Raw genomic sequence first — 21,963 nt, forward strand, 5'->3', positions numbered from 1 at the left:
TTAACGCCGGCTTCAGCGGCGCTTACTTCTTCTTGACCTTCCAGTCGTAGTCGACGGTCAGCGGCGCGTGGTCGCTGAACTTGATGTCGCGGAACACGTCCGTGCGCTTCGCCGTTGCGGCCACGCCGGGCGTCGCGATCTGGTAATCGATACGCCAGCCCACGTTCTTCGCGTACGCCTGGCCGCGATTGCTCCACCATGTGTACTGCTCGGGGCGCGGGTCGAGCGTGCGGAACACATCGACGTAACCCACTTCGTCGAATAGCTGCGTGAGCCACGCGCGCTCTTCGGGCAGGCAGCCGGAATTCTTCTGGTTGCCCTTCCAGTTCTTGATGTCGATTTCCTTGTGGACGATGTTCACATCGCCGCACACGATCACTTCGCGCGTCTTCTTGAGTTCGGCCAGGTGCGGCATGAACACGTCCATGAAACGGTACTTGGCCTGCTGGCGTTCATCACCGCTCGAACCCGACGGCACGTACACCGAGATCACCGACAGGTCGCCAAAGCGCAGTTCCACATAGCGGCCTTCGGCGTCGAACTCTTCGCTGCCGAAGCCGATGATGACCTCATCGGGCTCGCGGCGCGCATACACGCCCGCGCCGCTATAGCCCTTCTTCACCGCATGCTGGAAGTAGCCCTTGAAGTCGTGCGGCGCGAGGAATTCGGGCGTCATGTCGTCCTGCGAGCACTTGATTTCCTGCACGCAGAGCACGTCGGCGTTCTGTTCGCCGAACCATTCGAAGAAGCCCTTCTTCGCCGCCGAGCGGATTCCATTGAGGTTCGCGGTGATCACACGCAGCATTTTTCTATCCTTGTTGGGTTTTTCGTTTTCAGGCAATGAGTCGAGTTTCAAGCGCGGGCTTTACTCGATCGTCATACCTTCGAGTTCAGGCTTCGCAGGCGGAAATTCGAGCTTGAGGCTCTCCATCAGGCGCAGCAGCAACTCGGCGACCATCACGTTGCGATGCGTCTTGGAATCGGCGGGAATCACGTACCAGGGCGCGTGCTCGCTCGACGTCGCCGCGAGCGCGTCGCGGTACGCCGCCTGATAAGCGTCCCAGTGCTTGCGCGCTTCGAGATCGGAGAGATCGAATTTCCAGTGCTTCGAAGGATCGTCGATGCGCGCCTGGATGCGGCGGCGCTGCTCGTCCTTCGAGATGTGCAGCCAGCACTTGATGATGGTCGTGCCGTTTTCCGCGAGCATGCGCTCGAAGTCGCGGATCTGCGCGTAGCGGCGCTCGCACTCGGCGGCGTCGATCTGGCCCATCACGCGCGGCACCAGCACATCTTCGTAGTGGCTGCGGTTGAAGATCGCCAGTTCGCCGGCGGCCGGAACGTGCATATGCACGCGCCAGAGGAAATCGTGCGCCGCCTCGATGGGCGTGGGCGCGCGAAACGGCACGATGCGCAGGCCGAGCGGATCGACTTCGTGGAACACGCCGCGAATGGTGCCGTCCTTGCCGCTCGTATCCATGCCTTGCAGCACCAGCAGCACGCGCTGATGACGCTGCGCGTGCAGGCGCTCCTGGAGCACGTCGAGCTTGTCGCCGATCGCCGCGAGCCGCTCACGATCGCTGTCCTTGCTGCCCGTGGAGAACGGTTTTGCCGAAGGGTCGATGGTTTCGGGCGAGAAGGCCTCAGCCTTCTTGTCGCCGAAATACGGCACGCGGAAATCATCAAGGGTCGAGGAACTGGGGGACTTCGCCATCGCTACGGTTCTCCTGTGTGAATCCGTGAATCCGCCTCTTGAAGCGGCAAGGCGGCGCCGCACCTCTCGCGCGACGCCGCCTCGCCAGCCTGAACGCTTGCTAGCGTATCAGGCTATCAGCCCAGCTTCTTCTTCAGCAGTTCATTGACCTGCTGCGGATTCGCCTTGCCCTTGGTGGCCTTCATCGCCTGGCCGATCAGCGCATTGAAGGCCTTTTCCTTGCCTGCGCGGAATTCCTCAACCGACTTCGGGTTCGCGGCGAGCACCTCGTCGATGATCGCTTCGAGCGCGCCGGTGTCGGAGATCTGCTTGAGACCCTTCGCGTCGATGATGCGGTCAACGGCGGCCTCGTCGGTCGCCTTCTCGTCCCACATCGCCTGGAAGATTTCCTTGGCGATCTTGTTCGAGATCGTGCCGTCGGCGATACGCGCGAGCAGCAGCGCGAATTGCGCAGCCGACACCGGCGACGCGCCGATATCGAGGCCTTCGCGATTCAGTTGCGACGAGACTTCGCCCATCAGCCAGTTCGCGGCGGCCTTGGCCTGCGCGGCGCCGGCCTTTGCAACGACGGCTTCGAAGTACGCGGCCATCGCCTTGCTCGACGTCAGCACGTTTGCGTCGTACGGCGTCACGCCGTACTGCTCGACGAAACGCGTCTGCATGGTCGCGGGCAGCTCGGGCATTTCGCCCTTCACGCGCTCGACCCAGGCTGCGTCGATCACGAGCGGCATGAGGTCGGGGTCGGGGAAATAGCGGTAATCGTGCGCGTCTTCCTTGCTGCGCATCGAACGCGTCTCGCGCTTGTCCGGATCGTAGAGGCGCGTTTCCTGCACCACCGTGCCGCCGTCCTCGATCAGCTCGATCTGGCGGCGCACTTCGTACTGGATGGCTTCTTCGAGGAAGCGGAACGAGTTCAGGTTCTTGATCTCGGCGCGCGTGCCAAATTCCTTCTGGCCGACCGGACGCACGGAGACGTTCGCGTCGCAGCGGAACGAGCCTTCCTGCATGTTGCCGTCGCAGATGCCGAGCCACACGACCAGCGTGTGCAGCGATTTCGCGTAAGCGACCGCCTCGGCGGCGCTGCGCATTTCAGGTTCCGTAACGATTTCGAGCAGCGGCGTGCCCGCGCGGTTCAGGTCGATGCCCGTCATGCCCGCGAAATCTTCGTGCAGCGACTTGCCCGCATCTTCTTCCAGGTGCGCGCGCGTCAGGTTGACGGTCTTTTCGTAGGCTTCCTTGCCGGTCTTTTCGTTGGCCGGAACCTGGATCGTGATCTGGCCGCCCTGCACGACCGGAATCTCGTACTGGCTGATCTGGTAGCCCTTCGGCAGATCCGGGTAGAAGTAGTTCTTGCGCGCGAAGATGCTGCGCGGCGCGATCGTCGAGCCGATCGCGAGACCGAACTGGATCGCGCGCTCGACGGCGCCGCGGTTCATCACCGGCAGCACGCCCGGCAACGCGAGATCGACGGGGCAGGCCTGCGTGTTGGGGGCGGCGCCGAACTGCGTCGATGCGCCCGAGAAGATCTTGGAGACCGTCGACAGCTGCGCGTGCGTCTCAAGACCGATAACGACTTCCCATTGCGTGCTCATGCTTTACACCCCTGCCGGCGCCTTGCGATGCCAGTCGGTCGCGCGCTGGAAAGCGTCGGCGACCTGCAGCATGCGGGCCTCGTTGAAATAGTTGCCGACGATCTGCAGACCGACCGGACGTTGTGCGTTCGCACCCGCGCCGAAGCCGCACGGCACGCTCATGCCGGGCAGGCCCGCGAGGCTGGTCGACAGCGTGTAGATGTCCGCGAGGTACATCTGCAGGGGATCGTCGCCCTTCGCGCCGATGTCCCACGCCACGCTCGGCGCGACCGGGCCCATGATGACGTCGCACTGCTTGAACGCTTCCTGGAAGTCCTGCGCGATGATGCGGCGGATCTTCTGCGCCTGCAGGTAGTACGCGTCGTAATAGCCGTGCGAGAGCACGTAAGTGCCCACCAGAATGCGGCGCTTCACTTCCGGGCCGAAGCCTTCCGCGCGCGACTTCTTGTACATGTCGAGCAGGTCGCCGTACTGCGCCGCGCGATGGCCGAAGCGCACGCCGTCGAAACGCGAAAGATTCGACGACGCTTCCGCCGGGGCGATCACGTAGTACACGGGGATCGACAGTTCGGTCTTCGGCAGCGTGACTTCCACGAGCGTCGCGCCGAGCGATTCGTACGTCTTCAACGCAGCGTCGATGCTCGCGCGCACGTCGTCGGCCAGACCCGCGCCGAAGTATTCCTTCGGCAGGCCGATGCGCAGGCCCTTGAGCGGCTTGTCGGCGGTGGCGTCCGGCGTCCAGTTCTGGCCGAGGTGGCGCGTGTAGTCTTCGTTATCGCGTTGCAGGCTGGTCGAATCGCGCTCGTCGAAACCGGCCATCGCGTTGAGCAGCAGCGCGCAGTCGGCGGCGCTTTGCGCCATCGGGCCGCCCTGGTCGAGCGACGAGGCGAACGCGATCATGCCGTAGCGCGACACGCGGCCGTACGTGGGCTTGATGCCGGTGATGCCCGAGAACGACGCCGGTTGGCGGATCGAGCCGCCCGTGTCCGTGCCGGTCGCGGCGGGCGCGAGGCGCGCGGCGACCGCAGCCGCCGAGCCGCCCGACGAGCCGCCCGGCACCGCGTTCTTGTCCCACGGGTTCTTCACCGCGCCGAAGTGCGAGTTTTCGTTGGACGAGCCCATCGCGAATTCGTCCATATTGGTCTTGCCGAGCGTCACCATGCCGGCGTGCTCAAGGCGTTGAACCACGGTCGCGTCGAACGGGCTCACATAGTTTGCAAGCATCTTCGAGCCTGCCGTCGAGCGCCAGCCGCGCGTGACGAACACGTCCTTGTGCGCGAGCGGGATGCCGGCGAGCGGGCCGCCGTGGCCCGAGTGCAGGAGCGCGTCGGCGGCCTTCGCCTGGGCGAGCGTCAATTCGGGATTGACGTCGACAAATGCGTTCAGGTCTTGATGCGCCTCAATCCGGCCGAGGAAATGCTGGGCCAGTTCGACTGCGGAGCACGCCTTCGCGGCCAGTGCGGCGCGCAGTTCGGTCAAACTTTTGTCATGCATTGCGTGATTCCTGGAAGATCGTAACGGGGCGACCACAACGATCGCACCGTCCGGGAGCGCCTCGCGCGATGCGCGGGCTGCGCCCCGCCAATTCGGGGGCGGCGGCGTTCACGAAAGTTAAGGTCAGAAGACTCGAACTTCTTCGAAAACGTCGCCAAAATGAGCGTTTGTTTACTCAATCACGCGCGGTACAAGGTAAAGTCCGTCCTGTACCGCGGGCGCGGGGCGCTGGAAGGCGTCGCGATCCACGGTTTCGGTTACCGCGTCCTCGCGCAGTCGCAGCGCGACATCTTCGATCTGCTCGATCGGATGCGCGAGAGGCGCAATGCCCGTGGTGTCCACGGCCTGCATCTGCTCGACGAGCCCGAAGAAGTTATTCAGGCGCTCGAGCGTATTGCCGGCCTCGGCATCGGCCAGTTCGAGGCGCGCAAGGTGCGCGATACGCTTCACATCGGTCAGGGTCAGGGCCATGCGGTCACCGGAAAAAATTGAGGCTGGGGCAGCGCGCAAAAAACGGTGCTGCAACAGCGATTTATCGCGCCGGATCCGAGGGTGCAAGAAAGCTTCGACGAGGTCAAAAACTGGCTTCCGGATCCTGCAAAACAGGCAAAATTATAAGGTATCATTACGCGTTCGACTCAAACCCGGACCGCCTTGCGTCTGCCTTTCATGCCTGGTCGCAGCAATTTGCGCCCAGTTGGCGCGCAGCGGGGCCGCCTCCGGTAACCATTCCCGCAGTTTCAGGCTCCTCGCGGCGGCGCTTTCCGCCCGTCCTGAGGCTGTTATTTTTTCCGCTGCCGCCCGTGACCCGCTCGTCTCGTAGGTCGGCCACAAGCGAGACAGGATTTTTGAATGTTCGGTTTTCTGCGTAGCTACTTCTCCAACGATCTCGCGATCGACCTCGGTACCGCCAACACGCTGATCTACATGCGCGGCAAGGGCATCGTCCTTGACGAGCCGTCGGTCGTGTCCATCCGCCAGGAAGGCGGCCCGAACGGCAAGAAAACGATTCAGGCAGTCGGCAAGGAAGCCAAGCAGATGCTTGGCAAGGTGCCGGGCAATATCGAAGCCATCCGCCCGATGAAGGACGGCGTGATCGCCGACTTCACCGTCACGGAACAGATGATCAAGCAGTTCATCAAGACTGCACACGAATCGCGCATGTTCTCGCCGTCGCCGCGCATCATCATCTGCGTGCCCTGCGGTTCGACCCAGGTCGAGCGCCGCGCGATCAAGGAAGCCGCGCACGGCGCAGGCGCCTCGCAGGTCTACCTGATCGAAGAACCGATGGCCGCTGCAATCGGCGCGGGCCTGCCGGTGTCGGAAGCCACGGGTTCGATGGTCGTCGACATCGGCGGCGGCACGACCGAAGTGGGCGTGATCTCGCTCGGCGGCATCGTGTACAAGGGTTCGGTGCGCGTGGGCGGCGACAAGTTCGACGAAGCGATCGTCAACTACATCCGTCGTAACTACGGCATGCTGATCGGCGAACAAACCGCCGAAGCCATCAAGAAGGAAATCGGTTCGGCCTTCCCGGGTTCCGAAGTCAAGGAAATGGAAGTCAAGGGCCGCAACCTGTCGGAAGGCATTCCGCGCAGCTTCACGATTTCGAGCAACGAAATCCTCGAAGCGCTGACCGATCCGCTGAACCAGATCGTCTCGTCGGTGAAGATCGCGCTCGAACAGACGCCGCCGGAACTGGGCGCCGACATCGCCGAGCGCGGCATGATGCTCACGGGCGGCGGCGCGCTGCTGCGCGACCTCGACCGCCTGCTCGCCGAAGAAACCGGCCTGCCGGTGCTGGTCGCCGAAGATCCGCTGACCTGCGTGGTGCGCGGCTCGGGCATGGCGCTTGAGCGCATGGACAAGCTGGGCAGCATCTTCTCGTACGAGTAAGCACCGGGCCGCGGGTGCGGGCGGCGCAGTCGATGCACAGCCGGATGTCGATCCAGACGCTCGTGCAATCGGCGGCGCAAGGTCACCGGCAAATCCGCTACCATCGACGCGCAACGAACGTGAGAGGCGGCAGGCATGCCGCCGCGCAGCGGGGTGTCCTGGACTGTTCCGGGCCACGCCGCTGATGCGCCTCACGTTTCACCGTTAGTTTCACCGAACCGCATACGCCCCCGGCGCAGACCATGGAATACAGTCCGCCGCCTCTATTCAAGCAAGGCCCCTCGGCACTCGCACGGCTGCTCTTCTTCGTCGTGCTGTCGATCGCGCTGCTGATCTCCGACGCCCGCTTCAAGACTCTGGAAGTCGTGCGCGGCGTGCTCGGCGCTGGCCTCTATCCGCTGCAACGCGCGGCCCTCGTGCCACGCGATCTCTTCATGGGCGCCGCCGATCTGGCCGTCACCAGCGCCTCGCTGCGCCAGGACAACGCACAGCTTCACGCGCGCAACCTCCAGCTGTCGCAGCAGGCCAACCAGGCCGCCACGCTCGCCGCTGAAAACATTCATTTGCGCGCGCTGCTGCAACTCTCGCAGCGCATCGGCTCGCCGACCACCCCCGCAGAGATCCAATACGACACGCGCGATCCGTTCACGCAGAAGGTCGTGATTGGCGGCGGCTCGCAGCAGGGCGTGCAAAACGGCGCACCGGTACTCAGCGAAGACGGTGTGATCGGTCAGGTCACGCGTGTCTTTCCAATGCAGTCCGAAGTGACACTCGTGACCGACAAGGATCAGGCGGTGCCGGTCGAAGTCGTGCGCACGGGCCTGCGCAGCGTGATTTATGGCACGGCCAAGGGCGACCTGCTCGATCTGCGCTTCGTGCCGATCAGCGCTGACCTCCAGACCGGCGACGAACTCGTGACAAGCGGTCTCGACGGCGTCTATCCGCAAGGCCTGCCGGTCGCGAAGGTCGTGCGCGTCGACAAGCAGGCGGATACCGCTTTCGCACGCGTGGTCTGCGCGCCGCTCGCCGCCGTGCGCGGTGCGCGCCAGGTGCTGGTGCTGCACTTCGTGCGCCAGGTGCCGCCGAATCCGGTCGAAGCCGCGGAAGCCGCCGCAGCGGCCAGCGCAGCCGAAGCCAAGGACGCGAAGAAAAAGGCCGCGAAGGACAAGAAGGCTGCGGCTCCCGCACCCGCGTCGGCACCCACGCCGACGCCGGCGCAGGCGAAACCCGCAGCCGCAGCCGCACCGACGCCGCCAGCCGCGCCCGCCAAAGCGCCGACGAATGCGCCAACCAAAGCACCCGCCGCACAAGGGAGCCATTGATGGCGCGTCCGCAATACATCCTCCAGCCGGTCAATCCGTACTTCATCGCGTTCAGTCTCGCGGCGGCGTTCCTGTTGAACCTGCTGCCCTGGGGCAAGCTGCCAGGCGTCCCTGATTTCGTCGCCGTGGTGCTGTTGTTCTGGAACATTCACCAGCCGCGCAAGGTGGGCATGGGCATCTCGTTCTGCCTCGGCCTGCTGATGGACGTGCACAATGCGAACCTGCTTGGCGAACACGCGCTGGCGTACACGCTGCTGTCGTTCGGCGCGATCACCATTCACCGCCGCGTGCTGTGGATGTCGCTCGGCGTGCAGATGTTCGCTGTCATGCCGATGCTCGTGGGCACGCAGGTCGTGCCCTTCGTGATCCGTCTTCTGATGGGCGCATCCTTCCCCGGTTGGGGCTATCTGATCAGCGGCTTCGTCGAAGCCGTGCTGTGGCCGGTCACCAGCCTGTTGTTGCTGCTGCCGCAGCGCCGCCCCGTCGACCCCGACGATACGCGGCCCATCTGAGCGGCCTTGCGCCGCTCACCGTCGAAAGTCGCAAGCGATGATCCCCTCCTCCTACCGGCCCGCCGCAGCGTGCATGCGCGTCGCGGGCCACGGCGTTTGAGCGCATGACCGAATTCAAGGACACCCAGCAGCAGCTCACGAAGTACCGCCTGCGCGTCGCGGCGGCGGGACTGTTCGTGTTCGTCTGCTTCGGGCTGATCGCGTTCCGCTTCCTCTATCTGCAGGTCTGGAACCACAGCAAGTACTCGCTACAGGCCGACGAAAACCGCATTTCCGTCGCGCCCATCGTGCCGAACCGCGGCATCATCACCGACCGCAACGGCGTCGTGCTCGCGAAGAACTACTCCGCGTACACGCTCGAAATCACGCCCTCGAAGCTCACCGATACGCTCGACAACACGATCGACCAGCTCTCGACCGTGATCCCGATCGATGCGCGCGATCGCCGCCGCTTCAAGAAACTGCTCGAAGACTCGAAAAACTTCGAGAGCCTGCCGATCCGCACGCGCCTGACCGACGACGAAGTCGCGCGCTTCACGGCGCAGCGCTTCCGCTTCCCCGGCGTCGAAGTGCGCGCGCGCCTGTTCCGCCAGTACCCGCTCGGGCCGACGGCCGCGCACGTGATCGGCTATATCGGCCGGATTTCGCAGCGCGACCAGGAGCGCATCGACGATCTCTCCGACAAGAACGACAGCGATCCCGAGCACTACGATCCGCGTCTGGACGCGAACAACTACAACGGCACCGACTACATCGGCAAGATCGGCGTCGAGCAGAGCTACGAAACCGAGCTGCACGGCCTGACCGGCTTCGAGGAAGTGGAAGTCACGGCGGGCGGGCGGCCGGTGCGCACGCTGTCGCGCACCCAGGCGACGCCCGGCAACAACCTGGTGCTGTCGATCGACATTGGCTTGCAGCAGGTCGCCGAACAGGCGTTCGCGGGCAAGCGCGGCGCGCTCGTGGCCATCGAGCCGTCGACGGGCGACATTCTCGCGTTCGTTTCGGCGCCGAGCTTCGATCCCAACTCCTTCGTGGACGGCATCGACCAGCAGACCTGGGACGAGCTCAACAACTCGCCCGATCACCCGCTGCTCAACCGCCCGCTGCACGGCACCTATCCGCCGGGCTCGACCTACAAGCCGTTCATGGCGCTGGCCGCGCTCACGCTGCACAAGCGCACGCCGGGCTGGGGCTTCTCGGATCCCGGCTACTACATGTTCGGCGGCCACCGCTTCAACAACGACGTGCGCTCTGGCCAGGGCTGGGTCGACATGAACCGCGCGATCATGGTGTCCAACGACACCTACTTCTTCATGCTCGCGCACGACCTGGGCGTGGACGCGATCGCCAACTTCATGAAGCCGCTGGGCTTTGGCCAGTTGACCGGCATCGACATCGCGGGCGAGGCGCGCGGCATCCTGCCCTCGACCGAATGGAAGCGCAAGGCCTACCGCAAGCCCGAGCAGCAACGGTGGTACGAAGGCGAAACGATCAGCCTGGGCATCGGCCAGGGCTACAACTCGTTCACCATCCTGCAGCTCGCGCACGCCACGGCCACGCTCGCCGATAACGGCGTGCTCATGAAGCCTCACCTCGTGAAGGAAATCGAAAATCCGATCACGAAGGAAGAGCACCTGACCGTGCCGAGCGAGAGCGGCCGCCTGGACGTCAAACAGGCCGATATCGACGTCGTGAAGCGCGGCATGGAAAACGTGACGATGAATCCGTCGGGCACGGCCTACAAGCTGTTCCAGACCGCGCCTTATACGTCGGCGGGCAAGACCGGTACGGCGCAGGTGTACTCGCTGCAAGGCGCGAAGTATCAGGCGCACGCAGTCGCCGAACATCTGCGCGACCACGCGCTCTTCACCGCGTTCGCGCCGGTGGACAAGCCGCAGATCGCGCTCGCGCTGATCGTCGAAAACGGCGGCTGGGGCGCGCAGTCCGCAGGCCCGATCGCGCGCCGTGTGCTCGACTACTGGCTCGTCGATCGCCTCAAGCCCGGCGCGCAGCAGGCCGCCGTGGCGGCTGCGGCGTCGGCGACCCAGGATGCGTCGGCACCGGTGATCGGCCAGCCGCCGCAGGCCGCTTCGGCGGCAGCGGCAGCGGCAACGCCCGCATCGGCGGCTTCGGGGGCGTCGGGCACGCCCGCAGGCGCCGCACCGGTCGCACAGCCGATGGTCAAGGTTGCCGCAGGCTTCACGCCGCTGCCGATTCCGGGCGCGGCCTCGGCCGCCGAAGCGGCTTCGGCGGCGGCGGCTGCATCGGCGGCTTCCGCTGCTGACGCGGCGTCGGCGGCGAACGCGACACCGAAAGCAACGAACAACGCCAGGGCGGCCAAACCTGGCCAGCCTCACGCCGCACTCGAAGCGCCCACCGATGCCGTGAACGGCGGCACCAGCGTCGCAGGCGACGACACGCCCGCCCAGCGCCCCGCCGCCGCATCCTTGCCGCGCCACTTCGGCCCCGGCCCGCATCGTCCGCGCCGCCCCGCCAGCGCGCCCGAAGCGGCCACGCTCGCGCCGCCGCCCAAGCCCGCCACGGGCGGCATCGACGAGTAAGGAGTTCCCATGCCACTTCTACAGTTCGACAAGATCGACAAGCGCGCCGTGCTCGACACGCTGCGCAAGATGTTCCTCGGTTTCGACCGCCCGCTCGCGCTCACGGTGTTCCTGCTGCTGTGCGTAGGCATCGTCACGCTGTACAGCGCGAGCCTGGACGTGCCGGGCCGGGTCGAAGACCAGCTGCGCAACATCATGCTCACCTTCGTGCTGATGTGGGGGCTCGCCAATGTGCCGCCCACCACGCTGATGCGCTTCGCGGTGCCGATCTACTCCTTCGGCATCGCCTTGCTGATCGCGGTTGCCGCGTTCGGCCTCACGCGCAAGGGCGCGAAGCGCTGGATCAACGTGGGTGTCGTCATCCAGCCGTCGGAGATTCTCAAGATCGCCACGCCACTCATGCTCGCCTGGTACTACCAGCGCCGCGAAGGCGTGATGCGCTGGTACGACTTTCTCGTCGGCTTCGTGATCCTGCTCGTGCCGGTCGGCCTGATCGCCAAGCAGCCTGACCTGGGCACCGCCGTGCTGGTATTCGCTTCGGGCTTCTTCGTGATCTATTTCGCGGGGCTGTCGTTCAAGCTGATCGTGCCGGTGCTGATCGCGGGCATCATCGCTGTGGCGTCGATTGCCGCGTTCCAGGACAAGATCTGCCAGCCCCAGGTGAACTGGCCGCTCATGCACGATTACCAGAAGCATCGCATCTGTACGCTGCTCGATCCGACGTCCGATCCGCTCGGCAAGGGTTTCCACACGATTCAGGCGGTGATTGCGATTGGCTCGGGCGGCCCGCTCGGCAAGGGCTGGCTCAAGGGCACGCAGTCGCATCTGGAGTTCATCCCCGAAAAACACACCGACTTCATCTTTGCGGTGTTCTCCGAGGAGTTCGGCATGGCGGGCGGCATTGTGCTGCTCACGCTCTACATGTGCCTGATCGCGCGCGGGCTGTATATCGCCGCTAACGGCGCGACCCTGTTCGGCCGATTACTGGCCGGGTCGCTGACGATGGCGTTCTTCACCTACGCGTTCGTGAATATCGGCATGGTGAGCGGGATTCTGCCCGTCGTGGGCGTGCCGCTGCCGTTCATGAGTTATGGCGGCACGGCGCTCACGACGCTCGGCATCGCCATCGGCCTGATCATGAGCGTCGGGCGGCAGAAGCGGCTCATGCAGAGCTGACGGCTTGCACGACACGTACGCAGAAAACAAAAACGCGCCGGTTTCGACCGGCGCGTTTTTTTCTGGTCGCGCGTGTGTAAGTGTTATTGCGGCTGCGCCGGTGCCGCCTTCATCAGTTGCGCGCTCAACTGCTGGAACTTCAGGCGCGCGACCGGATCGCCCTGCGACGCCGCCGCCGCGTAGTAGGCGCGGGCGACGTTGAGGTTCTTCGGCACGCCGTCGCCGCCACGCTCGTAGAACGAGCCGGTCACGTATTGCGCGGTCATGTCGCCGCCCTCGGCGGCTTTCTTGTACCAGTAGAACGCCTGCTTGTTGTCGCGCCCGGTGCCGCGTCCGTCGAGAAACTGGTTCGCGAGCGCGAGTTCCGCCTGAACGTGACCCTGCTTCGCGGCCTTGAGGAACCACTGGTGCGCCTCGACAGGATTGCGATCGACGAAGTCGCCATCGTCGTACATCTTGCCGTACACATACTGTGCGTGAGACATGTTGGCGTCGGCGGCCTTGTGCAGCCACTTGCGGCCCTCGCTCACGTCGGCGGCGCCGCCTTCGCCGTTGAGCAGCATCATCGCGTAATTGAATTCGGCGAGCCGGTTGCCGTGCGCCGCTGCCGACTGAAACTCCGTGCGCGCGACCGTGAGATTGCCCGCGTTGTAATCGGCGACGGCGTTGGCCGTTTGCGGATCGGACTCCGCGCTCACCGATGGCTGCCCGCCCGTGCCTGCCGCACTCGCCAGGCGGCTTGCCGTACCGCTTGCCACGCCCGCCAGCGCAATGCTCAACGCCAACGCTACCCGTACTGCTTTCGACCGCTTCATGCCCGAGCCTCCTGCAACGCCTGACGCGTGGCGCGCACGAGCCAAACGACGTCGGCGGCCAGCGCAATGAAAGAAAAACCCATCTCGCGATACTGCTTCGCCTGCGCCGCATCCATCGCGAAGATACCGGCCGCCACGCCCGCTGCGCGCGCCGCCGCGACGATGCGCGTCATTGCGGCGCTCACGTCCGGATGCTTGCCGTCGCCCAGATGGCCGAGGCTCGCAGCCAGATCCGCCGGGCCGACGAACAGGCAATCGACGCCGGGCACCTTGGCGATTTTCTCGACTTCAGCGAGTGCCTGCGCCGATTCGATCTGCACGATCGAGGCGATCTGCGCATTCGCGCCTTGCAGGTAGTCGCGGCGCATGCCGTACGCCGCCGCGCGCACCGCGCCCGCGACGCCGCGCTGGCCGTCGGGCGTCTTCGCATCGGGGTACTGCGTGAAGCTCACCACGCGCGCGGCTTCCTCGGCGGATGTCACGTTCGGGAACATCACCGTGCGCACGCCCGCGTCGAGCACGCGCTTGACGAGCCACGACTCGTTGGCCGGCACGCGCACGACGGGCTCGGTCGGCAGGTGCGCCGCCGCGATGGCGCGCAGTTGCGCGAAGATGTCGGCGCTGTCGTTGGGCGCGTGCTCCATGTCGATCAGCAGCCAGTCGAATCCAGCGTGCGCCAGCGCCTCGGCGGCCGTTTCGCTGCCCATCGACAGCCACAGGCCGAACAAGGGCTCGGCCAACTGAAGGCGTTCCTTGAGGGGATTGGTGAAGGTGCTCATCGCCGTGCTCCCGGCGAGTCTGCGAGGCGCACGGCGCGCGCGGGCCGGCGGCCCGGCAGCGCCACGGCCGGCATGTCTCGCTTTCGTTATGGGTCGTTGTATGTGGGCCGCGCCAATGGCGGCGGGGCCCTGCGAAAGCGATCATACCGCGCCAAAAGTACGCGGGCCGGGTGGAAAACCCGGCCTTGCGTGGCGCTCAAGGAGAGGTGATGCAGGCAGGCATTGCGAGCGCAATGCCCTGGCCGTTCAGTCGCGAATGACTTCGGCCCAGCAGTTCGGCGTTTCGTACAGACGCACCTTGTGCAGCTGCAGATTGACGCCGTAGTGGGCGTCATAGACGTTCGCAAGGATCTCGAACGCGATGGCCGCGAGATTCTCGACGGTCGGGATGCGATCGATCACCACGGTCTTGTGGCCCGGCAGCGTTTCGAGGAAACCGCGCACCTGCGTGTCGCCTTCGAAGACGAGAAACGCGTGATCCCACAGATCGACGAGATGCTGGTTCGCGAGCGCTTTCACGTCGGCGAAATCCATCACCATGCCGCGGTCGGGCGCGCCTTCGGTCTCGACGGTATCGCCTTGCAGCGTGATTTCGAGCACATAGCGATGGCCGTGCAGGTTCCTGCACTGGCTGCGGTGGTCGGGAATGCGGTGGCCCGCATCGAATTCGAGTTTTCGGGTGATCGTCAGCACGGCTGCTTCAGCGGAAAAAGACAAAATCAGGGAATGTTCAGGTACTTGTGCGTCTGCATCGACAGACGCCATTGCGGATGGCGCTTGCACCAGTCGATCGCGAGCTTCGTGTTCAGGTCGCGCGAGGGGCCGTCCATCGGCTGCACCAGGAAGTACTCGAAGTCGAGCTTCGCGTAATCGGCCAGGCGCTGGTTGTCCTGCGGCACCACGACCTTGAGTTCGTTGCCCTTCGTGACCACCAGTTCCGCGTCGGCCTTCGGGCTCACGCAGATCCAGTCGATGGTTTCGAGCACCGGCAGCGAACCGTTGGTTTCGATGGCGATTTCGAAGCCCTGCGCGTGCAGCGCATCGACGAAAGGCTGGTCGATCTGCAGCATCGGCTCGCCGCCCGTGCAGACCACGAAGCGGTTGCTCTCGCCTTCGGGCCAGAGCGAGGCGATCTTCGCCGCCAGCTCTTCCGGCGTGCGGAACTTGCCGCCGTTCTCGCCGTCGGTGCCGACGAAATCGGTGTCGCAGAAGCGGCACTGCGCGCTCTCGCGGTCTTCCTCGCGGCCCGACCACAGATTGCAGCCGGCGAACCGGCAGAACACGGCCGGACGCCCGGCGTTCGCGCCTTCGCCCTGCAACGTGTAGAAGATTTCCTTTACCGCGTAAGTCATGCTGCTGCCTGGTTTGATACCTGTGCTGCCTGGGCGCGATCCAACGCTTGATTCAGCGCGATCGCGAGGCGTCGACTGGGAAGCTCGTGGGGAGCCGGTGCTTGCGGGCGTTATTGTGTCTTGTTTGCGGCGGGTCTGCCTGGCGAGCGCGTTTTTTCGCTTCTCCGCCGCGGGATCTGGCCGAAGGGCGCTGCCCGTGCGCCGCTTCGTTTTCTGCCCTGTACTGCGATTGCCTTGCTCTGACGCGCCGTCAGACCGGCGCTTCCGTGACCTGCTCGCCCGCCAGATAGGCTTCGTAGCCGCGCTTGCGCAGCTTGCAGGCCGGGCATTCGCCACAGCCGAAGCCCCATGCGTGCAGCTCGGCGCGCTCGCCGACGTAGCACGTATGCGTTTCCACGCGCACCAGTTCGACCAGCGCCTCGCCGCCCAGTTGCTCGGCCAGTCGCCACGTGTCGCCCTTGTCGAGCCACATCAGCGGCGTTTCCAGCACGAAGCGCGTGTCCATGCCCAGATTGAGCGCGACTTGCAGCGCCTTCATGGTGTCGTCGCGGCAATCGGGATAGCCCGAGAAGTCCGTCTCGCACATGCCGCCTACCAGCACGCGCAGGCCGCGGCGATACGCGATGGCGGCCGCGATCTGCATGAACATCAGGTTGCGGCCCGGCACGAAGGTGTTCGGCAGGCCGCTTGCGGCCGTTTCGATCTCGATTTCGCGCGTCATGGCGGTATCGCTGATCGAGCCGAGCACCGACAGGTCGATCATGTGATCGTCGCCGAGACGTTCGGCCCAGTCGGGAAACTCGCGCGCGATAGCGGCGCGAAAGCCCTCGCGGCACTCCAGTTCGACGCGATGACGCTGGCCGTAATCGAAGCCGAGCGTCTCGACGGTGTCGTAGCGGTCGAGCGCCCACGCGAGGCAAGTCGCCGAGTCCTGGCCGCCGGAAAACAGCACGAGCGCGCCGTTCCTGGTTTCTGTTCGAGTCACCGTGAAACTCCGAGTTGAGAGGTTCCGCGCGGTCGCAAGCCTTCGAAACCCGCCGGGCGGACCGTCCGGGCTGTCGCCGGCCGGCCCAAGCAGTATAGGCCGCAGCCCTGTCGCCGATATCGGCGCCACTTTATACCGCTGATATCCGGATGCCTTGCATCGTCTCGACCCGGAGTCCCGCCGTCCCGCCAACACCTCGAACCGCCAATGAAAAAGCCCCAGGAATCTAACGATCTCCTGGGGCTCTGCATTCTGGTGGCCTGGGTCGGAATCGAACCAACGACACGCGGATTTTCAATCCGCTGCTCTACCAACTGAGCTACCGGGCCAACGAAGAAGGCAAAGTATATAAGCCTTTTCCGGTTTGTGCAAGCCCCTTCTCAAAACTTCCTGAAAAAGGCCTGCCGAAAATCTCACTCGCCCTTGCTCTTGCCGAGATCGACGCCGAGCTGCTTGAGCTTGCGATACAGGTGCGTGCGCTCAAGGCCGGTTTTCTCGGCCACGCGCGTCATGCTGCCGTTCTCGCGCGCGAGGTGGTACTCGAAGTAGGCGCGCTCGAAGGCATCGCGTGCATCGCGCAGCGGGATGTCGAACGAAATCGACGCGGTCTGCGCCGCGCTCACGCCCGGCGAGCCGTCGCTGCCCAGCACCGGCAGCGCCGCCGCCGAAGCGACCACGGCCGGGCCGCCCGCGACCGGCTTCGCTCCCGGCGCGCCCGCAGCAGGCGCTTGAGCCGCCGAACCGCGCGCAAGCCCCTGCTCGACCGCCTTGAGCAGCTTTTGCAGCGCGATCGGCTTTTCGAGGAAGTTGAGCGCGCCGATCTTGGTCGCCTCAACCGCCGTGTCGATGGTCGCATGCCCCGACATCATGATGACGGGCATCGATAGCTGGCCTTGCGCTGCCCACTCCTTGAGGAGCGTGACGCCATCGGTGTCCGGCATCCAGATATCGAGCAGCACCAGGTCCGGCACCTGACGCTGACGGAATTCACGCGCCTGCTGCGCGTCCTCCGCGAGCTCCACGACGTGTCCTTCGTCGCTGAGGATCTCCGAGAGCAATTCCCGGATGCCCATTTCATCGTCTACCACCAGGATGGTTGCCATTTACGCTGCCCTTGTCTGCACTGTTGCTTTTGTTCCTGTCTCCGCAGCCGCACGCGCCCGGCCCTCGCCCGCGGCATGCGCGGCGGTGTCCGGGGTGGCGTCGTCGGCCAGCTGGAGAAAGAGAATCGAGATCTGCGCGCCTTCTATCACATCGCCCGCTTTCATGCGATTGCGAATGTCGATGCGCGCGCCGTGCTCGTCGACGATCTTCTTGACCATCGCAAGCCCGAGTCCTGTTCCTTTGGCCTTGGTCGTCACGTAGGGTTCAAACGCGCGCGTGAGGATGCGCGCGGGGAACCCCGGCCCGTTGTCCGACACCGTGAGACGCACCGCGACGCGCGTGTGGCCGTCCGCATCCGGATCGCCGTATTCTACGGCCCGCGTCTCCAGCGTCACACGAGGCGTGGCGGTATCGGCCACCGCGTCCTGCGCGTTCTGCAGCAGGTTGTGGATCACCTGGCGCAGTTGCGTGGCGTCGCCCCGTATCACAGGCAGGTTCGAGAGCTCGACCTTGATCGTGCTCTTGTGTTCTTCCGCGCCGTAGAGCGTGAGGACTTCGCTCACGAGGTCGTTCAGCTGCAGGCTCGCGAGCACCGCCGGCGGCGTGCGCGCGTAGTCGCGGAAGTTGTCGACCATCTGCTTCATCGCCGCGACCTGATTGACGATGGTGGTCGCGCCGCGCTTGAGCACTTCGGCGTCGGCAGGCGCGAGCTTGTCCGTGAGCTTCATCTGCAGGCGCTCGGCCGACAGCTGGATCGGCGTGAGCGGGTTCTTGATCTCGTGCGCGAGGCGCCGCGCGACTTCGCCCCACGCAACCGAGCGCTGCGCCGAAATCACGTCCGAGATATCGTCGAACACCACCACGTAGCCCGAGGTCTGCATGTCGCCTGCGTCGCGACCCGTGTCGGACATGAGACGCGCGCCGCGCACGAGCAGCGTGAGCGGATCGGTTTCGCCCGCAACGGGCACCGAGAACTGCTGCTGCCAGTGGCCGCGATCGACGTCGTGGCCTTCGCCGTGACTGCGCGACGCTTCCTGATCGGCGAATGCCTTGCGCACCATCGCCGCGAAGTCGCCCAGCGCCGCCACGTGATCGATCGGCAAGCCAAGCTGCGTTTCGAACGGATGACGGAAGATGCGTTCCGCGCCAGGGTTTGCCGTGGTCAGGCGGAACTGCCGGTCGAACACGAACACGCCCGCCGTGAGATTCGCGAGGATGCTCTCCAGGTACGCCTTCGAATGTTCGAGCGCGACGCGGTTCTTCTCCACCGCGAGCCGTGCTTCGGAAAGCTGGCGCGTCATCGCGTTGAAGGACTGCGTGAGGAAGCCCAGTTCGTCGCGCGATTTGATTTCGCGTTTGGGCGTGTAGTCGCCCTCGGCCACTTCCTTGGTGCCCTGCGCGAGCAGGAACAGCGGCCGCGCAAGCTGGTTGCCGAGCGCGAGCGCCAGCATCATCGCCACGAAGGTCGCGAGGAACAGCGCGAGCGTAAGCGTGCCGATGTACATCTTGCGCAAGCCGGTGCGGCCCAGCGCCTTCTCCTGGTACTCGCGATAGGCGCGCTGCACGGCGTCCGCATTGCGCGCGAGCGCGGCGGGCACGGGCTGCTCCAGTTGCAGGAAGCGCTCGGCGGGTTGCAGGTCGGTGGTGTTGCCGTCGGGAATGCGCGTCACCACGCGCAGCCGCAACGCGCCCTTCGGGCCATGCAGGCGCGGATCGCCGTCGACTTCGCCTTCGATCGCCGCGTAGCCGCGTCCGCGCGCCTGGTCGATCATCAGCGCAGTGGGCAGGTCGGCGGGCATGAGCGAGGAGAAGTTGCTCGATGCCTGCGCCACCACGTGCATGTCCGGCGCCGCGCCCGACATGCTGCGCACCGGCTCGACGATGGTCGCGTCCTGCACGCCGAACTGGTCGCGTGCGCGCAGGAGCGTGAGCGTCGTGCCCGCGGAATCGCCGCTGGCGATCTGCTCGGCCATCAGGCGGCCCTTGGTTTGCAGATCCGACAGCGAGGCGTCGAGCATGCCGCGTCCGAGATTCAGGCCGGCGGTGAGCGCGGTTTCCACGTTCACGTCGAACCACGACTCGATCGAGCGGGAGACGAACTGATACGAGACGATGTAGATGATGCCGCCCGGCACCACGCCCACGAGCGCGAAGAAGAACGCGAGCTTGGCGAGCAGTCGTGTGCCGAACTTGCCGCGCCGCAAGCGCACCGCGATCACGATGACGAGCGCCGTCACCACCGACAGGAAGATGATCGCGACGCCGATGTTGGCCGCGTAAAGCCAGCCGTAGTAGCGGTCGAAGAATTCGGTGTTGGCGCTCGCGGCAGCGAGCAGCACGAGCAGCAGCGTCGCGGTGAGCGCGACGGTCGACACCAGCAGCCTGACGACGAAGCTGCTGAAGCTGCCTCCGGTGGCGCGGCGCACTTTATTTAGCACGATCGGTCACCGTGAAGCTAAAGCGCTTCCAGTCGGAAGCAAGATTCCAGTCGCGGTTGTTGACCGCATCGATCTGGAAGGGCTTGGGCATGAGCGCGACGTCGAGCTGCATGCGCACCGACGCCGTATAGGTTTCGCCGGTATGCACCTGGTTGCGCTCGATCACGTGCCACGAAGTCACGTGCTTGATGACCGCGAGCGCATCCGAAAGCGTCGAAAAGCCGAGTTGCAGCCCGCCAGTCGACACGCGGTACTCGCGCGTGAGCGGCTGGAACGAGAGGCGAATGCTTTGCGAGACGCTCACGGGCTGTTCGTCGAACCAGTACCAGCGCGGGCGCGTGAGTTCGAAGTCGGTGGTGAAGTAGAGCGGAATGCCCTTGTTGACCGCGTCTTCCAGGCTGCTGTTGAGCTCGAAATCGAAGCGGGCGTCGAGGCTCCAGCCGGTGCCGTCGGCCTGCAACGACGCGCGCTGCACCGAGATCGAATCGGCGCGCGCGGGCGCGGCGGCGAAAAAGCCGAAGGCCAGCGCAAGCCAGATCAGAGCCGCGAAGCGCAGCGGGAAGAAGCGTTTGATGGTCACCGTTTCTGAAAGCGCGCGTAGAAGAAGCCGTCGTGATCTGCGGTGCGATCGGGAACGGGGCAGGCGTTCGCGCCAGCGGCGGTATCGGGTTCGACAGCCGCTTCGGCCTCACGCCCGGCAGGCAGCAGTTGCCCCGGAGCGTCCAATCGTACCGCATCCTCATGGGTGCTTTCAAACCAGCGCGCCTGGTCTTCACCTTCCGCGGGGAAGATCGAGCAGGTCACGTAGAGCAGTTCGCCGCCCGGCTTGAGCAGGCCCCACAGCGCATCGACGATGCGACGCTGTTCCTGCGCGAGCGCCGCGATGTCGCTCGCACGGCGCAGCCAGCGGATATCGGGATGACGGCGCACGATGCCCGACGCGGAGCACGGCACGTCCGCGAGAATGCGATCGAAAAGCTTGCCGTCGAACCATGCGTCGGGCACGCCTGCATCGCCGATCACGACGCGGGCTTTGGCATTGTCTTCATCGCCCTGCGCGAAACCCAGACGCGCAAGGTTCTCGCCGATGCGCGTCGCGCGCGCGGCGTCGCTCTCCAGTGCGATCAGGTCGATGTCGGCGAGTTCGAGCAGATGGCCGCTCTTGCCGCCAGGCGCGGCGCACGCATCGAGCACGCGCATGCCGTCGCGCACGTCGAGCGCCGGCGCGGCCAGTTGCGCGCCCGCGTCCTGCACCGACACATCGCCCGCCATGAAGCCCGGAATGCGATCGACCGGCAGCGGCGAGGCGAGACGCACGGCGTATTCGCCGATCTGCGTCGCCGCGATGTTTTCATCGGCGAGACGCTTGAGGTAATCGGCGGCGTTGCTGCGGCGCGCGTTCACGCGCAGCGTGAGCGGCCCATGCGTGTTGCCCGCGGCAAGGATCGCCTGCCACTGATCGGGCCAAGCGCGGCGGGTCGCGTCGATCCACCAGTGCGGATAGTTCCAGCGCGCGACCTCGTCGGTCTGGGCGGCGGCAAGCGCACTCTCGCGCTCGCGCAGGAAGCCGCGCAAGACGGCGTTCACGAGCCCCTTCGCGAAGGCGGATTCACGGCGCGCGCCAATCGCGCTCACGGCCTGATCGACCACGGTGAAAGGCGTGTAGGCGGCGTGCGCTTCGTCGTCGACGAGCAGCGCCAGCGCGCACGCCAGCAGGTTCAGCACCTGCGCCGGCGGCGCCTTGCTCACGCGCTGCTTGATCAGGTAGTCCACGATCCCCAGGCGCCGCATCGTGCGATAGGCGATGTCCTGCACCGCGCCGCGCGCCATTGGCGCGAATTCGGCGGGCAGCGCGGCAAAGGCGCTCGAAAGCGCAGCGGGCAGCGCCGCGCCTTCGCGCACCGCGCCGACGATGTGTGCAGCCTGATCGAGCGCGAAGCCGAGCGAGTCGGGGGCCAGATGCACGGCGTTTGCGGCCGCCTTCGAAGCACCCGGCTTGCCTTGGCGCGAGCCGGAGGGTTTAGCGCGGGCTGGGCCGGACGGGCGGCGGGAGGAACTGGATGTCATGGAGAAACCGGAAGCAGGCCGCACCGGGGCGCGGCGAATAGTGCACAAGCGAGCCATTGTAGCGTGGCGCGGGCGCAACGCTCAGGGGCCGGACACAGGCAAACCCACAGGCAAACCGTTTCAGCGCAAGCAATGAAAAAGGGCAGACCGTGGTCTGCC

19 protein-coding genes and 1 tRNA gene are annotated in these 21,963 nt (G+C 65.4%); 5 read left to right on the forward strand and 15 right to left on the reverse strand.

What is annotated here, in order from left to right:
- Window positions 1–22: 22 nt before the first annotated feature.
- The 5 genes from BBA01S_RS07395 to gatC all read right to left on the reverse strand — a co-directional run bounded on the left by BBA01S_RS07395 (window position 23) and on the right by gatC (window position 5,268).
- Window positions 23–805, reverse strand: coding sequence for an exodeoxyribonuclease III (locus tag BBA01S_RS07395; protein WP_027815863.1), 783 nt, complete (start codon window positions 803–805; stop codon window positions 23–25).
- A gap of 60 nt (window positions 806–865) precedes the next feature.
- Window positions 866–1,711: a polyphosphate kinase 2 family protein gene (locus BBA01S_RS07400; protein ID WP_027815864.1), complete on the reverse strand. Its 846-nt coding sequence runs from the start codon at window positions 1,709–1,711 to the stop codon at window positions 866–868.
- 116 nt (window positions 1,712–1,827) lie between these two features.
- Entirely contained in the window at window positions 1,828–3,303 is a 1,476-nt protein-coding gene (gatB, locus tag BBA01S_RS07405) for an Asp-tRNA(Asn)/Glu-tRNA(Gln) amidotransferase subunit GatB (protein ID WP_027815865.1), read from the reverse strand.
- Between the two features lie 3 nt (window positions 3,304–3,306).
- The gene (gene gatA / locus BBA01S_RS07410) at window positions 3,307–4,797 is read right to left on the reverse strand and encodes an Asp-tRNA(Asn)/Glu-tRNA(Gln) amidotransferase subunit GatA (RefSeq protein ID WP_027815866.1); all 1,491 of its coding nucleotides are present in this window, start codon (window positions 4,795–4,797) and stop codon (window positions 3,307–3,309) included.
- A 171-nt stretch (window positions 4,798–4,968) separates the two neighbouring features.
- Window positions 4,969–5,268, reverse strand: a complete 300-nt coding sequence (gene gatC, locus BBA01S_RS07415) for an Asp-tRNA(Asn)/Glu-tRNA(Gln) amidotransferase subunit GatC (protein ID WP_027815867.1) — start codon at window positions 5,266–5,268, stop codon at window positions 4,969–4,971.
- Window positions 5,269–5,649: 381 nt separating this feature from the next.
- On the opposite strand from gatC, the gene BBA01S_RS07420 reads away from it, so the two are divergent.
- The 5 genes from BBA01S_RS07420 to rodA all read left to right on the forward strand — a co-directional run bounded on the left by BBA01S_RS07420 (window position 5,650) and on the right by rodA (window position 12,264).
- Window positions 5,650–6,693, forward strand: coding sequence for a rod shape-determining protein (locus BBA01S_RS07420; protein ID WP_004189550.1), 1,044 nt, complete (start codon window positions 5,650–5,652; stop codon window positions 6,691–6,693).
- 242 nt (window positions 6,694–6,935) lie between these two features.
- Window positions 6,936–8,015, forward strand: a complete 1,080-nt coding sequence (gene mreC / locus BBA01S_RS07425) for a rod shape-determining protein MreC (RefSeq protein WP_027815868.1) — start codon at window positions 6,936–6,938, stop codon at window positions 8,013–8,015.
- Window positions 8,015–8,527 carry a rod shape-determining protein MreD gene (gene mreD, locus BBA01S_RS07430; RefSeq protein ID WP_027815869.1) on the forward strand — a complete coding sequence of 171 codons (513 nt, stop codon included), beginning with the start codon at window positions 8,015–8,017 and terminating at the stop codon, window positions 8,525–8,527. The genes mreC and mreD overlap by 1 nt, the downstream gene beginning before the upstream one ends.
- A gap of 104 nt (window positions 8,528–8,631) precedes the next feature.
- Window positions 8,632–11,088 (forward strand): penicillin-binding protein 2, encoded by a 2,457-nt coding sequence (mrdA, locus tag BBA01S_RS07435; RefSeq protein WP_027815870.1) that lies wholly within the window; start codon window positions 8,632–8,634, stop codon window positions 11,086–11,088.
- A gap of 9 nt (window positions 11,089–11,097) precedes the next feature.
- A complete protein-coding gene (rodA, locus tag BBA01S_RS07440) occupies window positions 11,098–12,264 on the forward strand; it encodes a rod shape-determining protein RodA (protein WP_027815871.1) in 1,167 nt (388 codons plus the stop codon).
- Window positions 12,265–12,347: 83 nt separating this feature from the next.
- Here the strand turns inward: rodA and BBA01S_RS07445 are convergent, their stop codons facing one another.
- From BBA01S_RS07445 to rsmB, 10 genes are all read right to left on the reverse strand, one after another.
- Window positions 12,348–13,079 carry a tetratricopeptide repeat protein gene (locus tag BBA01S_RS07445; protein WP_042296313.1) on the reverse strand — a complete coding sequence of 244 codons (732 nt, stop codon included), beginning with the start codon at window positions 13,077–13,079 and terminating at the stop codon, window positions 12,348–12,350.
- Window positions 13,076–13,858, reverse strand: a complete 783-nt coding sequence (locus BBA01S_RS07450) for an HpcH/HpaI aldolase family protein (RefSeq protein ID WP_027815873.1) — start codon at window positions 13,856–13,858, stop codon at window positions 13,076–13,078. The genes BBA01S_RS07445 and BBA01S_RS07450 overlap by 4 nt, the downstream gene beginning before the upstream one ends.
- A 246-nt stretch (window positions 13,859–14,104) precedes the next feature.
- On the reverse strand, window positions 14,105–14,548 hold the full coding sequence (queD, locus tag BBA01S_RS07455) for a 6-carboxytetrahydropterin synthase QueD (RefSeq protein ID WP_027815874.1): 444 nt from the start codon (window positions 14,546–14,548) through the stop codon (window positions 14,105–14,107).
- A gap of 29 nt (window positions 14,549–14,577) precedes the next feature.
- Window positions 14,578–15,210, reverse strand: coding sequence for a 7-carboxy-7-deazaguanine synthase (queE, locus tag BBA01S_RS07460; protein ID WP_027815875.1), 633 nt, complete (start codon window positions 15,208–15,210; stop codon window positions 14,578–14,580).
- Window positions 15,211–15,460: 250 nt separating this feature from the next.
- A complete protein-coding gene (queC, locus tag BBA01S_RS07465) occupies window positions 15,461–16,195 on the reverse strand; it encodes a 7-cyano-7-deazaguanine synthase QueC (RefSeq protein WP_027815876.1) in 735 nt (244 codons plus the stop codon).
- Window positions 16,196–16,448: 253 nt separating this feature from the next.
- Window positions 16,449–16,524: transfer RNA gene (locus tag BBA01S_RS07470), tRNA-Phe, on the reverse strand.
- Between the two features lie 84 nt (window positions 16,525–16,608).
- A complete protein-coding gene (gene esaR / locus BBA01S_RS07475; protein ID WP_027815877.1) occupies window positions 16,609–17,298 on the reverse strand; it encodes a response regulator transcription factor EsaR in 690 nt (229 codons plus the stop codon).
- Complete coding sequence (locus tag BBA01S_RS07480; RefSeq protein ID WP_027815878.1) at window positions 17,299–19,737, reverse strand: sensor histidine kinase; 2,439 nt, start codon at window positions 19,735–19,737, stop codon at window positions 17,299–17,301.
- Window positions 19,727–20,317, reverse strand: coding sequence for a DUF4390 domain-containing protein (locus BBA01S_RS07485; RefSeq protein ID WP_027815879.1), 591 nt, complete (start codon window positions 20,315–20,317; stop codon window positions 19,727–19,729). The genes BBA01S_RS07480 and BBA01S_RS07485 overlap by 11 nt, the downstream gene beginning before the upstream one ends.
- The gene (gene rsmB / locus BBA01S_RS07490; RefSeq protein ID WP_084161943.1) at window positions 20,314–21,804 is read right to left on the reverse strand and encodes a 16S rRNA (cytosine(967)-C(5))-methyltransferase RsmB; all 1,491 of its coding nucleotides are present in this window, start codon (window positions 21,802–21,804) and stop codon (window positions 20,314–20,316) included. The genes BBA01S_RS07485 and rsmB overlap by 4 nt, the downstream gene beginning before the upstream one ends.
- Window positions 21,805–21,963 lie beyond the last annotated feature (159 nt).

It is taken from the genome of Paraburkholderia bannensis NBRC 103871 (assembly GCF_000685015.1).
Taxonomy (GTDB): domain Bacteria; phylum Pseudomonadota; class Gammaproteobacteria; order Burkholderiales; family Burkholderiaceae; genus Paraburkholderia; species Paraburkholderia bannensis.